Annotated in this window: 9 protein-coding genes; 1 reads left to right on the top strand and 8 read right to left on the bottom strand. The window is 38.4% G+C overall.

The genetic code is table 11. The features are described 5' to 3' along the window. The 8 genes from BM141_RS20825 to BM141_RS20860 all read right to left on the bottom strand — a co-directional run. Window positions 1-578: Rpn family recombination-promoting nuclease/putative transposase (locus tag BM141_RS20825; RefSeq protein ID WP_091549391.1), on the bottom strand; the 578-nt coding region annotated here is incomplete at its 3' end. 139 nt (window positions 579-717) lie between these two features. Further along, window positions 718-1,464, bottom strand: coding sequence for a hypothetical protein (locus BM141_RS20830; protein ID WP_143091043.1), 747 nt, complete (start codon window positions 1,462-1,464; stop codon window positions 718-720). A 166-nt stretch (window positions 1,465-1,630) separates the two neighbouring features. Beyond that, window positions 1,631-2,650, bottom strand: a complete 1,020-nt coding sequence (locus tag BM141_RS20835; RefSeq protein ID WP_091549393.1) for an RHS repeat-associated core domain-containing protein — start codon at window positions 2,648-2,650, stop codon at window positions 1,631-1,633. A gap of 107 nt (window positions 2,651-2,757) precedes the next feature. Continuing rightward, entirely contained in the window at window positions 2,758-3,585 is an 828-nt protein-coding gene (locus BM141_RS20840) for a hypothetical protein (protein WP_143091044.1), read from the bottom strand. 63 nt (window positions 3,586-3,648) lie between these two features. Next, window positions 3,649-4,707, bottom strand: a complete 1,059-nt coding sequence (locus BM141_RS20845; protein ID WP_221407726.1) for an RHS repeat domain-containing protein — start codon at window positions 4,705-4,707, stop codon at window positions 3,649-3,651. A gap of 94 nt (window positions 4,708-4,801) precedes the next feature. After that, window positions 4,802-5,344 (bottom strand): hypothetical protein, encoded by a 543-nt coding sequence (locus BM141_RS20850; protein WP_091549396.1) that lies wholly within the window; start codon window positions 5,342-5,344, stop codon window positions 4,802-4,804. 12 nt (window positions 5,345-5,356) lie between these two features. Further along, on the bottom strand, window positions 5,357-11,668 hold the full coding sequence (locus BM141_RS20855; RefSeq protein ID WP_143091045.1) for a DUF6443 domain-containing protein: 6,312 nt from the start codon (window positions 11,666-11,668) through the stop codon (window positions 5,357-5,359). A gap of 95 nt (window positions 11,669-11,763) precedes the next feature. Then, a complete protein-coding gene (locus tag BM141_RS20860) occupies window positions 11,764-14,403 on the bottom strand; it encodes a hypothetical protein (RefSeq protein ID WP_091549398.1) in 2,640 nt (879 codons plus the stop codon). Window positions 14,404-14,603: 200 nt separating this feature from the next. On the opposite strand from BM141_RS20860, the gene BM141_RS20865 reads away from it, so the two are divergent. Then, on the top strand, window positions 14,604-14,835 hold a 232-nt coding region (locus BM141_RS20865; RefSeq protein ID WP_143091046.1), incomplete at its 3' end, for a helix-turn-helix domain-containing protein.

A 14,835-nucleotide genomic window follows, 5' to 3' on the forward strand; every position in this document is an offset into this window, starting at 1 on the left:
GGTATCTCCTCTATTTTTACTAAGTTTTTTAGCACATACAACCACTTGTCAAAATGCGTTTCTATCTCCTCTAAGGTCTTATCAAACTTCTTGATTTCTACATAGATAAAACGGAGTTTGTCATAAAATATTTTTTGTGTTTCCTTTTCTATCAGTCTGATGTCATGCACTATCTTGCCTCTGTTTGCTTTGTCATCATCTATGAGAAAATCAGTAATGGCTATGGAATAAACCCCTTTCAATTGATAGTTCCAATCACCTCGCTTTGCCTGTTCTTGAATGGGAAAAGTAGCGTAGTATAAACTCCTATCCTTAAAAAAATCCTGTTTGGCTCTTTGCATTTCCACAATGAACTTTTCTCCTTTTTCGTTTTCACAATATAGGTCAAAGATTGCCTTTCTATCTAAGTCGGTTGTGCCTAAATGCTCACTTTTCAAATAAGTCAGGTCTATGATTTTGCCCTTGTCTGTGAGCAGTTCGTTCAAAAAATCAATGAGCAGGTCTTTGTTTGCCTCCTCACCAAAGATTTTCTTGAAGCCAAAGTCAGTGAAAGGATTGATGTATTTTTGTGCTATCATATTCTATGTTGTTTTAGACAAAGATAGTGAAAATCATGGGCAAATTTGGAATAGAAAGGCAAGATTATACATACATGACAAACTTGGCTTACAAAGCCTCAATAAAAAAGTCCGCATTGCAAATGCGGACTAACAGGATTTATTCGTGCCATACCTGAAAAACTTTATCCGAATTATGATAATCTAAATATGATTTTAATATGGTTAAAGTTATTCTCCTATCATCTTCGTTTTCAATATAGTCTTCTCTTCCATATTCAGGGAATAAAACCCTAAACAACATATCTGATAAATATATGATGTTCCCATGTTTACTTTTTATAGTAATTGCTTTGTATTCTTCTTTAAGAAAACTTTTTACTTTAATAGCTTGTATAGAGTTAGAATATGTTTTTTTTGCATAATCAACAAATAGGAATAATAAAGGAAGTTCATATTTCATTACTTCTTCCTTGTCCATTAGGCTTAATTTTATACTCAAATTATTTAAAAAATCATCTGAAGCAAACATTTCCTTAAAACTTATATCTTTCCCATAGAGTTTAATCAAAATACTCATATACTTATGCTCATTAGCATCAAAGGACATAAATAAACTATCATCAGCCTCTAAATAATTGATGCGAGAATATTGTATTCCTACTGTTTGTTTTGTTAAAATTCGCCTTAAATCAATACTTTGAGAAGACAATTGATTTTGTGCAATCGAATAAGATGTTGCCCATCCTTTATTTTTATTATAATTAAAATAAGCTATTTGGTTAATATTATATATGTATATATACTCGCAACCATCCGAAGAAAGCTCCGATATTTTCTCTGTTGGCATATCACATTGTAAAATAAAAGATTGGTACTCTTGCGATGTTCTGAATTCTGTAGTCATAAATATTTGTATGATTATGTAAACAGGTAAAAGTAGATTTTTTTGCATAGTTAATTTTTGTAAATTAGTTAGAAACTCGGCAAGATTATAAATAATTGATAATAAATATACTTATATTTTAAAACAAAATCTTACCGAGTTTTTAATATTAGGCATAGCGTAATGTTTATGGATATATTTTTACACCATTCTTATTTCCTCCAAGCACATCAAAATCATTATAACCAAGATAGAAGCCAAGCATCCATACTTCCACTCTTGCTTTAAACATTATCATGATAATATTACTTTCTGTTATTTTGTAATATGGCACATAATGACCAAAATTTACATTTTTTGTTTCTGCATAATTTGTTATATCAGAAACATTAGTTACATCGGCAGTAGTTATTAAATAGTAAAAAGAAGCTCTTTTGCTTGTTTCTTTTCTCCAATTATGGGATATTGCATCAACTTCTGCCCCTATGTTTTTATAATTCTTATACAATATTGCTCTTTCTATTCTCTTAACTTCGTAAAGAGCAATTCCAATATTAACATCTATACTTCCCTTTCCTTTAGGGTCAAAATATGAAACATCATAACCTTTTGATTTCCCATCAAATGCAACTTTTCTATTCCAATCAGGAGCAGGGTATTTATCATCTGAAGATTGTCGTTCATATCCTAAAGAGGTAAATGAAGTGCTTGATTCTGCCCATCTTGACCAAACATTTTCCAAAACAAATCCTGATTCATCTTTATTTTTACCACTTAATTCGTCAAATTTTAGAGCATTCAAGGGTTGCCAGTCATTTTTATTTTCACCTTTTTGTTTTGTCTTACTTTCTGTTTTTACAGCGCTTAAGTTCAGTTTTCCTGAGGGTTTTGTTTGCGCTCGCAAACCCGCACTAATATCATCATCATTGATTAAGGAGTTTATTCTATTAGTTCCTGACGGTGCAGCAACTAACCCCGTCGGGTCATTAAACAGAATCAGGTTATTATATCCAAATTGATAAGGATTAATCCCTGTAAACAAATCAGCCAGCGGGTCTATCTGGTGGAATCTCCCCAGTTGCGGGTCATAGCTTCTGAACGCTGTTTCATGCCAGTGGAGGTTTAGCTTTGTTTCCTTCTCCGTTTGTCCATTGAAAGTAAATTTATTCTCTTGACTTACATTCTGCACATAATCCAAGCCCTTCATGCCCAAGCCGAAGGGGAGATTTGCTTTTAAAACTGCGTAGAGTTGCTTCGCTAAACTCTACGCAGAACGGGGGGGAATACTGACGACTGCAAAAAAGAAAACCTATTCTATTCACAATCACAGCATTCCTCAAATGTTCTATTAAAGTGAAATTGCTGTTGCCAAAGAGGAATATGGATAGATTTTTTGTATGGAATATCTCTTACTTCTTTTTGCTTGGTGTCATTTCCCTGAAATAAGATGTAAACTTGTTTCAAACTTAGATTATTAAGCTCATAATTGGAGTTTGCCTCATAAGGATAAAATATTATTTCTTTTATTTTATCTTTTGTATAAATCAATTCTGTTTTATATAATAATTTTTTATTGCAATAAACCAAACGCTTGATAGGGAATAGATTAGCATCTAATAACATAATGCTTTTGATATTATTAAGATTTGGAGTAGAACCAAATGGATTATCTGAAACCTCAAAATAGATGAATTGGTTTTCATTTCTATCTGCCAATAAAACACCATTGATAAGTACATGAGTTTTTTTCTTTTCCTTGTACCTATCAGAAACATCTGATGTTGCCGCAAAATCATAGATGATAATATTCAAGGAATCATATTGATAAGGAGTTATCTCACAACTTAGTTTTTGCTTATGATTCAGATACCGAATCCATGCAGTATGATTATTTTCGCAGTAATGCACTTGATATTCTTTGGTTGTATCTGCATCTAAAACATTTAATCCTTTCAAATTAAATAAATCAAAAGATTTAAAAGACTTAAATTTTTCATTTTTCCCATATTTCTCTTTTTTAAAATATTTCGTTAGGGAGTAAATCTGCTTGACAGAAAGTGTATTTACTTGTGTATATCCTTTTAAGTCAATAAAAAGGACTATGATTAGAAATATTATGCACATTATAGCGATTTTTCTCATTTGCTTGAAGGTTTTAGTGTTGGTAGTTTTTATCGTAAACTGCTTAAAATCAAAAGCCTGCATCTAATCTTTTATATTAGCTGGTTCCACAACCATTATAGGTTCTCCTTTGCTATTAGGTTGTAATGCTCCATTTATTGGAGAAGGAACTCCACTACTATTAATTTTGAACCATCCTTTTGAATAATAATCCTTGCTTGTCATAGGTAAATCAAGCACTCCATCCGAATATCTTGTAGAGTAATCAGCATTAAGATAAATATTAAAGCTAACACTCCCTAAAATACTTTTAAAAATAGAATTTAAAGAAGTACCAAATTTGCCATTCTCTTCGCCTGAACGACAACCAGTGAATATTAAGTTCCCATTCTCGTTCATCGCTCTTGCAAATGTCAGCAGAGCATTCAATGATTTTTTATCCGCTGGATGTAAATCATTATATAAATCAACACCATATTGCTTATTTGCAATATTTTGTATAACAGCATCTGCATTTTGATATGTAAAATGACTCCCATTTGTTCCTCCTGCCTGTGATTCTTGTTCTGCTAAACCCAATGCCAGAGAACAAATTGAACCATGAGAACGTACTATCAAGTTTGCGAGTCCACCAACTTGCTTTGCGTAAGATTCTAAAAAGGACATTGCTTCTGTCAGATTACTTGCATTATAATAGTGCCAGTTTTCATTAATAGCATCCTGACTTTTCATTACGTACTCTTGTTGCTCTGAATCAATAAATATCATTAGATTTTTGGTTTTGGGACCTCCTCCTTGACTTGACTGACTGCTTGACCCACTCAAATAATATTGCATATATCCCCACCCTACAACAGTCCCATCTTCTTCTTCATACTGTCCTGTATTCCAGTTATATTTTGGCATCATCCCATCAGGGTCAATAAATACAATAGGATTGTTGTAAACGTATGAATAAATGCTATGCCTTCTACCTTTTTCAGCAAGCGGGTCTATACTATGCCACCTTCCTATCTGAGCATCATAGTTTCTCGCTCCGTAGTCGTGCCAATGCAGCCCAAGTTCAGTCTGCTTCTCCTTGCTGTTGAAGGTAAACTTATTCTCTGTATTAGGACTTGGTGCTGTGTAATCCAAGCCCATCATGCCGAGTCTGAAAGGATAGTCGGATTGCAAATCCTTAATAAAGAAAGTCCGCATTGCAAATGCAGACTAACGGGACTAACAGGAGTTATAGAAGTTATTTATCTATTGCAAAAGTTTTCCTTGAAATATTAACAAGATAAACAATTACATTAGGATAATCACAATCAATACATGGAATAATATCTGCATAATTCACATATTCCCAATATGGGAATCTTTTTTTAGCAAATTTATTGTTTTGAAAATCTAAATAGGTGATACTTACAATCGTATCTTTTGCTGAAGTTATCATACCAAAATACTGCCTATAATATTTGCGATATTTTTGTTTTTGATGTTGCTCTAATATTTGTTCTGCTTTGAATATATCATTGATACTTATGATATAAAATTTTTCACCTTTTAATCTAAAACGATTGATTTCATTTGTTGTATCCATGATAATTGTTCCATACCCATTAAAAAGAAATTTATTTTTTAGTAGGGTATAACTCTCACATGGTAAATTATCTTTGCTATTATCACAATTGCTTTCTTTCTTCTGTTTGATGATTGTAAATTCATTTTGAATTGATTTACATTGGTAGAAAAAAGAAATGCAAGTAATAGACACAATAGAAAAAAGACTTATCTTCATGACTATATAAATTTAAGGTTCTCTTTGTCCTTCTGAACGAAAATCATTGTAATAATTATAATGAATAAGCGCATCTTCTGTAAACCCAGTGCCAGGATTATCAAACATCACTGGTAATTTATAGAAGAGGCTATGATTACCAGATGTTAGAATTTGACTATTACTATTACCTTCCTCGTAAACACCTCTCAAAGGTAATCCCATACTGCCTCGTAATCTATTTTCGAAATGAGTAGCTCCTATTTCAGAAGTAACTATAGGTTTACCTGTAATTTGTGATGTAAACCAGAAGCCAGTGCTTGGATGAAAATTTACATAACTATTTTTAAACCTATCAAATGCGTGGTATAATTCATGTCCAAGAGTGATAGAAGAAGGAATTGATGTATTATTATTATTTACATTAAATACACTACTGGGTCCTTTTCCTGTTAATGTTAGACTAAATGTTTTATCTTTGTTAGGTATTGGGTTAAATTCGTCTTTGCTTCCACTTTTAATATTAATCGTTCTTTTATCAATAGAAAGAGAATTAAGTAAGTCCTTTGATACATCATTGTTTGCTAAAACATTCAAGTTTCTTACTGTATTCCTAACAAAGCTTGTAGTTTTACCAGTATAAAGACTACCATCTCTATTTTTTAAATTACCATCAATATAGTTTACATGAGCTTTCTTGCCAAATAATCCTAAAAAGCCTGTCCTAAAACTAAACCGAAGCGTATCCCCCTTTGGGTCAGCATATCTCATAGGATTATTGCCCATCATGACAAAAACACTTTCAATGTAATTTGGTTTGGGGTCGACCTGCCACCATCTACCTGTTTGTGTATCACCCATACGTAACTGTGTTTCCATGACATTCAGACTTAGGCTTGTGTTACGTTCTACCCCATTGAACTGAAACTTACTCTCTTTGGCAGGAGTCTGCACATAATCCAAGCCCTTCATGCCCAAGCCAAAGGGATAGTAGTGATTTTCTTGCACTACCATCGCTACTGGCACAGCACTCAGCTCTATTTTGAGGTCATCAAAATAGACCTCTGTCCCCCCTTCATACTTCATGTAGGCGACTATGCTGGTGGTGTTCGCTGGCAAGGTCATGCCGATACTGAGTTCTTCCCATGAAGTAAGCCCTGCCCCTGTTACATACTGCTCCTGCGTGCCTATGATGCTATTGCCGTTATAGACCTCTAAGACCAGCTTGGCAGTAGAGGCAGGGGGAGTGCTTTGCATTCCTAAGACATTCATCTGCCCTAAGTCGCCTTGGTAAGGCGTAGCTGGGTCGTCCTTTGCCTTTCTTTGCAAAGATAGGGTTTTTCCAAGAATTTGCCCTATGCCTATCAGATTTATTCTTGGGGGAGAGGGCGGAATGATGACCTCACCTATATTGGTCTGGGCTTGGGCAGGAATGACTACTATGGGGCTATTTAGGGTCAAGCGGTTAGGAGGAAGGACGGGCTTCTCGCGCTTGTCTTGGTCTTCTATCGTGCCGCCTGCTTGGGCTATCATGTACTGGACTTGCACAGGGTCGGTATTGTAAGTAGCCCTGACGGACACTCTGAGGCTCTGCCCTGCGCTGGCAGTGATTTTTTTGCTTCCTGCTTGGGTAATCGTACCCGTAGGCAGTTTGCCACTGTTGCTACTGCGGTAGCCTTCGCCTTGTACTTTTACTGCCCATGAAGCAGGGAAATTCTGCTCTTCTGTGGTTTGTCCTGGGGAGGCTTCATAAGTAAGCGTAATAGGAGCAGTAGGGGTGATAGGTGTTTGCCTATAAGCCAGCCTTGCATTGCCAAGGTGGTCTTTGTAGGTGTATTCGTAGGTTTCTGGAGAGCCGAATACAGCCCCACCCCCTGCCCCTCCCCCAATGGAGAGGGGTGATACGATTCTGCCTTCTTCGGTCGCCATGAAGTAGTCTTCGGGGGCAGCACCCACTTTGGTATAGACGAAGCTGCCTATGTAGTCGGTAGTGGTGGTTACTCCAGCTTCCACGACGGTTTTTCTCAGCTTTGCTCCGCTGCCGTCATAAACGTAGTAGATGTAGTTATTTGCATCTTTTTTGATGAGCATAGGCAGGTTTAGGTGGTTATAGGTTATCAGGCTAATGCCCTTGTTTAGGTCAGCGATGAGGTTGCCGCTGTGGTCATAGGCATAGTCATCGCCTGTATTGGTACCGTCTTTGAAGTCGCCTCTTTGGGTAGCGGGGGTATTGGCGGTATTGTCCCCTGCGTCTGTCACCCTCATGAGGCGATTGCCGCTGTAGGCATAGGTCAGGTTATCTATAACCCCAAAGGCAGTAGGGACTTGGTTGGCATCAAAGGTGGTGGGACCGTTTTGCTGGAGGTTGAGGATATTGCCGTTGTAGTCGTAGCTAATTCCATTAGCGGCTGTCCCATTATTTACACTGTAATTCTCACCTGCCAATCCCCCAGCACCTACGGTATAGTTTGCTCTGGTGAGGCGATTTAGCCCATCGTAAGTAAAAGCATACTGCCTAACGAGATTGCCATTGTAGGGATTACCTGCTTCTGGGGCTTTGTTGCCTCGCCAAAGCATAGTGCTGATGTTGCCGTTGTAGTTGTTGAGGTAGCGCAGTTCCATGCGGAAAAGACTTTGGGCATTAGTAGCGATGCTGATGTTGTTGGTGGCGGGGTTTTTGTTGATGAAAGTCAGCCAGCCTCTGATGTTATAATCATAAGTAACATTTTGCATAAAAGCACTGCCCTCATCTAAGGAGTGAATATTTTTCTTGACCAACTGCCCTATCTCGTTGTATTCGTTCTGAGCCATGAGGACTTTTGCCTGCCCGTCTATTTGGTTGTAGAGTCTTTTGAGTCTGCCAGCGTGGTCGTACTCCATTTGCTTATTGACTATGGCAGTTTGGGCAGTGGCGGCACTTCCTGTAGCCCTGTGGCGCAAGCGAGTTTCTAAGGCTTTCCCCGTAAAATCGTAGCGTATAGTGCTGATTTCTTTGTTTCGCGTGGTGTTACTTGCTCTGATATTATCGGCATGAGATTGGATAAGCCTACCATACTTGTCGTAGAAGTTTACTGTAATGATATAAGAAGGAGGATTATTTGTACTACTTGCAAAAATCACTGCTCCCGTAGTCGCATTGGTAAGCATTTTTCTCTGCTTGGTCATGACCAACTTGCCTCTATTGACATAAAGAGTATTCGCATTGACTACTTGCTTGCTATATGGGCTATTGGCAGGGTCTATGAGGTCATTAGGGCTGACGGGGTAAGGAATGTCATTGAGTGTACCATCTAAGTTTACATCTATGTCATTGGTAAAATTATTATTCGCATCTATGTCATAGCTATCATAATAATTGATAGAAAGGGTATTTCCTGAAGTAATTTGCGGGTAAGAGAGATTTCTGGTATAAAACCTATCATCTGTGTCATTATTTTGCTTGATTTCAAAGAGCGACAAAACACTTTGATTGGCATCGTTTTGCAAGCTATTTTGCGTCTTATTCGTATAGTTGGTAAGCTCCGTAACTAACACAGGTCTGTTGAGTGCATCGTACTTGGTATTTATCCACTTACCATTAGTAAGACTTATTCTTTGCGTAGGCTCTTGGGTAAGAATGACTCTATCTCTCTTGTCATAGACCATGAAGGTCCAGCCCTTCCAGTCTGCGGAAGTGCTTGGCTCCGCTCCAGGGACAAACTTCCTGATGAGGCGATTGCGGGCATCGTAGCGGTATTGGAACATGAACCTGTCCCTGATGTCAGCATTTATCTGCGTAGCTGCCTCTATGTCTGTAAACTTGTATTGGTTAGGTCCAGGACTTGCCAGTGCCTTAAAACCTTCTGGCTGAATTACGCACACCAGTCTTCCTAAGTCATCGTAGAGGTAGTAGGTGTTTACGTCCTCCGTGCCTAACTTTCCTTTTTTAAGGATTAGCCGCCCCTCCAAATCTTTGTGTTCCTCCACCATCTTATTGTCCTCGTCCCATACCTCCGTAAGGAGTAGCTCTCCTTTGGCATAAGTATCTGTTCCTGACCAAGTTTGGGTAGCTTTGTCATAGACAAACTTGCGCGTAAAGCCCCCACCAGTAGCTCGCTGCCTTGTTTTTACGCTTTTGTCCGCACTTGCAGGGGTATTGGCTATGTTCCAAGGCGTTCCTTCCTGTGCCTGCCAAGCATTGCCCACGCCAAACTGCCTCAAGGCACGATTGAGGGGGGAGGCTTCGAAGTCCGTAACGGAGTAGGGCTTGGTATCTGCGGGTACACCTGCGACTGCACCGCTATAAAAGTCTGCTTGCTTGGTCAAAGCATCAGTGCGATAGCGAGCGCATATATCTTGGGCAGTTTCTGTATAGGGTAGGTAGTTTCTGACTTGTCTACCAAAAGCATCATATTCTATGGGTTGGATAATGTCTTTCTTGCTTGGGGAGGCTTCATGAGCAACCGATTGGATAGGTCTGCCCAAGCCATCAAAGTATTGGGTGGTAGTCAGCACTTCCCCTACCGCCATGCACGAGAGATCATCTCCCTCTTTGACAGGTACTTGGAATACTTGGGTACGGATAAAATTGTATTGCTCATCGGTACAAGCAGGGCAGAAGGAAACACCTATGTTGTCCACTACATTATTACTGATATTGGTACTTGCTCTGGTAAGAAATAGCTGTTCTTCTGCATTTAGGATAGTGCTACTTGTATAGAGCAGATTTCCATTGTAGTAATATTTGACTTGATTATTTTCTCTTTTGATGCGTAATACATCATTCATCTGGAGTGTGGGCATATTAGGCACATTGATGATAGTACCACTTTCCACTATCCTCAAAGTCGTTCCTTGCATAGCAAAGGCAAAGTTTAGCCCTGCAATATTGGTAGAGTTATCTGTGGTCGCAGTTTTTGACCAGCCAAAGTGTATATTTCCTGAATTGGGAGCTTCGGTAAATATTTTCTCTATCCAGTCCCCATCAGAAAAAGAGCGATTAGGAGGGTTATTTCCTAAAAAATGCCAACTTACCCTCTTGCCTATGTTGTAGGTAGCGGTGCGCGCTGCGCCGCTCTGCTGGTCGGTAATCACTACGGTATAAGTGCCTTCGGTGAGGTTACTTGCTACAGAGGTAGAAGTTGTACTACTCACCTTGTCGCTGCTTAGAGGCTGCCCATTTCTGCTCCATGCAAAAGTGTAGGTCTGTCCCCCACTATACGGAGAAACACTCAAATGAATACTTCCTAAACTATTCGGTACGTCAGCACTTGCACAGGCATTTTTGCAATCTACATGGGTAATCGCAATAGGCAGAATATCAAACTGCTGTACGACCTCTATGATTTCGGTGGAGGTAGTTTGGCAATTAGTGCCACTGATTGCAGTAACAGAGTAATGCCCTGCTTGGGTAACATTGATACTTGTTCCTACAAAAGTTGTCCCGTCTGGTTTAGCCCATCTGTAGGTGTACCCTCCAATTGGCGAATTGACCGCTAAAGAAATATTTTGAGAACTATTAAGTGCTACTTTCTTTATAGTTCCTTCATTTTTCCAACGTAGATAATTACGCTCTTTATGCTGAGAAGCAGACCTAAATGAAGCAGTTATTTTACTGCCATTTATCATATTGAAAACTAAAGGTATATCTGTAGAAATATTATCATAACAATAATTATTCCCGCAACATGGTGGCGCATTATTAAATGTACTACAAGATTCTGACAAACAACCAGTACAATTTACCCCCGTAGTTGGCTCTACAAAAGCATTATCATAGCTAATAGAGACAACATCTTTCAGTTGTATGCCCACAGGATACCAAAGGCGATACATTGCGTTCGTGCCAATATTTCCAATACTTTCTGGTAAATAATTGGTATCTTCATAATCCCAGCAAGGCTGATAGACAGGAAAGACAGTACCTTCTTCGTCATAATTACAACAATAATTATAGTTCCCAACTCCGTAGGGCGACTTAGTTGTCCATACTATTCTTAAATAGCTTGCATTGCCTGCATTATGTGCTGCTCTATTAATCGCTACTCCTGTTGGTATCCTACTTAAACCGCTAAAATTTGCAGACTCAGAAGGCGGGATAAGAACTACAGATAGGTCAGAGTTATTCGTAGTGGTTGTACCATTTAAAATTCTATTAATTCCATCAATAATTCTCTTTCCACTTTCAGAAATGACCTTTACATTCCTTGTTTCTATTATTGTGCCTCCTACTATATTGATAGTGGGTTTGGCAGGAGGCTGTGTACAAAAAGGAGGCGCAGGACACTGCCCATACCCTTGTTTCCCATTTAAAAGTAAAAACAAGAGCAGGAAAATATATATTGGAAAAATTAAATATTGTTTCATATATCTTTGTTGTTAAATAGTTCAATTGATAGTTGTTGGTGGTTAGTAGTATATTAATTATCAGCTACTTGCATTAATTCATAACTCATAACTCCTCATTCCCCCTTCATTGGCTGTCCCTTGTAGTGATACTGAGTCTTTTGCAAGATATTCCCGTCTTGGTCTTTGACCATTTTCAGGCGTTGGAACTCATCATAGACATAGTAGGCAGAGGTATTATTAGGGTCGGTGATAGACAGCACCCCTACCAAAGGCTCGTAAGTATAAGTAGTCATCATGGCACTTTCAGGGAAAATGCGAACCTCGTCTATGAATTGGTAGCCTGCGGGTATCTGTGTAGGGGCGGTAGTGTAGGCTTGCTCAAAGAGCCTCCAGTCCGAGAGCTGGGTAGGGTCGCCATTGCAGTACCAAAAACTAAGCACATACCTCGCTCCGTAGCCGTTGCTTTGGTTAGTAGTAGCACTCACAGCAGGGAAAGCTGGCAAATTGGGAAGCGTGTAAGCATTTCCATTAATTTGCCTACAATATTTCCCTGTTTTCCCTCCAGCTACCGAACCCGCTATGTCCTCAAAACTGGTATGATAGACATGGGCTGTAGTCGCATTCACGACTTGGGCTATCGGTAGCGTCCCATTGTATCCCCAAATGTAAACCGTATTGACATCATTGGCTTTTCTATGTTGCAATAGGTTTCCTTGGGCATCATAAGCTACGAACTCTGCCTTAGTCGTATAGCTGCCGTCTTGGATAAAGGTATTGGTCATGTTAGTCGTACTCATGGCAGACTCCTTGAATACATTAGCCGCATCTGCGCCCGTAGTAGGGGGGATAGCCTCATTGATGTCCAAAGTGCGTACCTCATGAGGAACGGGCTGGTTGGGCTTATAAACCGTAATAGAACCACCAGTTACTCTTATATTGCTTACCGTCCCATTCGCCTCAATGGTCTGCCGAAGCGAATACTGCTCTATCACAGGGCTGATGATGTGCTTGTCTTGCAGGTTTTTTATCCCCAAAGCCACAGGGTCAGTAGTCCCCGCAGGAATGGTATAATCAGGTACATATTTCATCTTGCTGACTACATACTCGTTCGGGTAAGAGGTAGAAGTACGTGTTTCTATGGGTTGGAGGTGTACCTTAGTATTCACAGGGTCGTTGCGATAGATATATTCCGTAGTAGTAGTTACCCCATCGCCTCCTGTAGCGGTCAGTGCATTTTGGTTGTAGATGGTTTCTATTTTTTTGATAAGACGTGATTTGCCTGAATACAAGGGATAGTGAACGTATGGGAGGTATTCACCGTTATTATTAATTAATTCCACTTTGGTAGCTCTCATGTTTTTTACCAAATAATTATACCCTTCATACTCATAATCAGTACGAGATACTATTTTATTGTCTTCTGTGTAATTTATTTCTGAAAGCAAATTACCTCTCTGATATTTATGTAGAGGAGGACGCAAAGGATAACCTTTATAAATTTGGCTTTGTACTTCTGGAAAACCTGTAACTGTTCCATCATAGTAAGGGTCGTTAGGAATTTTGACATAATCAGAACCATAAGCTGGATAGGGAACATAACTTTGGTCATATTGATACCTTGTATAACCATTATTTCCATTATTCCCTATATTTCTTACTATTACCACTGCATAACCAATATGATAGCCCTGAGTCGTTTGCATAGGTACTATTGTATTAGAAGATAAGATTTGGATGGCTGGTGCAGGTGCTCCTTGTGCATTGGTAGTAGGATAAATTTCCCAAAAAGCTTGACCATTAGGAAGGATAAATTGTTGAAAATAAATATTGTAGCGATATATCAAAGGAGAATATAGAGTTCCTCCTAAATATTCATATCTTCTTACTTTCTCTATATTAGTTATTCCATCATTATCACGAATTTCGTATATCCGTAGCCCTCCGATAGGGGTATATTCATTTTCTAAATGTTGCTGATAAGAGAAGGTAGTCTTTCCTCCTGTGGGGTAAACAATTGATTTTAGTATGCCAATTTTTGCATATTGAAAATTAGGATTTCTGTTAGGGCTATTACCATTAGCACACACCCCATTAAAATCTACCAAAGTCAAATTATTAAAATATCCGTTGTAATACCCTTGCCTATCTTGTGCGAGTGATATTCTGCGTGGAAGTCTTGCTTGCTGCCCTAAAGCATCTTTTTCGTCATATTCAAATAAGTAGGGAGGTTTAGTGCGTTGCGTGGTATAATCTCTTTCTATTAGACTTACTAACTTAAGTCTTTTTTTATCTGTACGAAATTTTTGCTTATTGAAGATAGGTACATTATCTTCTTGAGTTTCTGCTTCAAAGTAAGTATGTTCTAATAAAAACTCCTTCCATAATTGAGTATTGCCTAATTTATCTTTGATAAGAATTTTATCTAATTTTTTAGGAGCTTTAGGGTAAGTTATATCACTTGCTTGGTCTGCTGGTAAGTCATAATATTCTGTACTGTAAGAACTGATATTAGCCGCTAAATCTTGTCTTTTGGTATTAGCATGAAACTCTACTATGGTGTGCTCAGCAACTATACGCCAAAGTTTTTTCCCTTTAACAGAGGTAAAAGTTACTCCTTTGGCTGATGCTCCACAAATGTCTGCTGGGTTAAGAGGTAAGAAATACTGTTCTCCTGCTAAGTCGAAAAAAGAATACTCCTCATCTTGATATTCTAAAGTAATCGTATATCCATGTATAGATTCTATTTTAGTCAAGTACCAAGACGAACAGATATAATCTCCATCAGTTGTAGTAAAGGCGTTGCGAAAAGAAGCACTATATTCCTTAGCATTACTTTCTCCAAAGTAATATTTAGTTCCGTCAGGGGTAGTTATACTAAAAAGTAAAAGGTTTTGAAATTTGGATTAGGAAAATTACGAAAAAAGTACAATATTTGGTAATCAAATTAGTAAAAATGTTATCACAAGCAGACTATGATTTACTAAGGGAGTTACAACACAATGAACGCTATGCCAGAGCGTACAAGAAGATAACTGTGCTTTTAATGCTTCATTTGGGTCAAAGTATGGAGGTGATTAGTGCCAGTTTAGGCATCAGTGAAGGAACAGTGAGGAACTATCGGCAGCGATATGAGCAAGTAGGTTTGGAAGCCTATTTACAAGATAATTATCAAGGTTATACAGGCA

The organism is Thermoflexibacter ruber, from assembly GCF_900113045.1.
GTDB classification, from domain to species: domain Bacteria; phylum Bacteroidota; class Bacteroidia; order Cytophagales; family Thermoflexibacteraceae; genus Thermoflexibacter; species Thermoflexibacter ruber.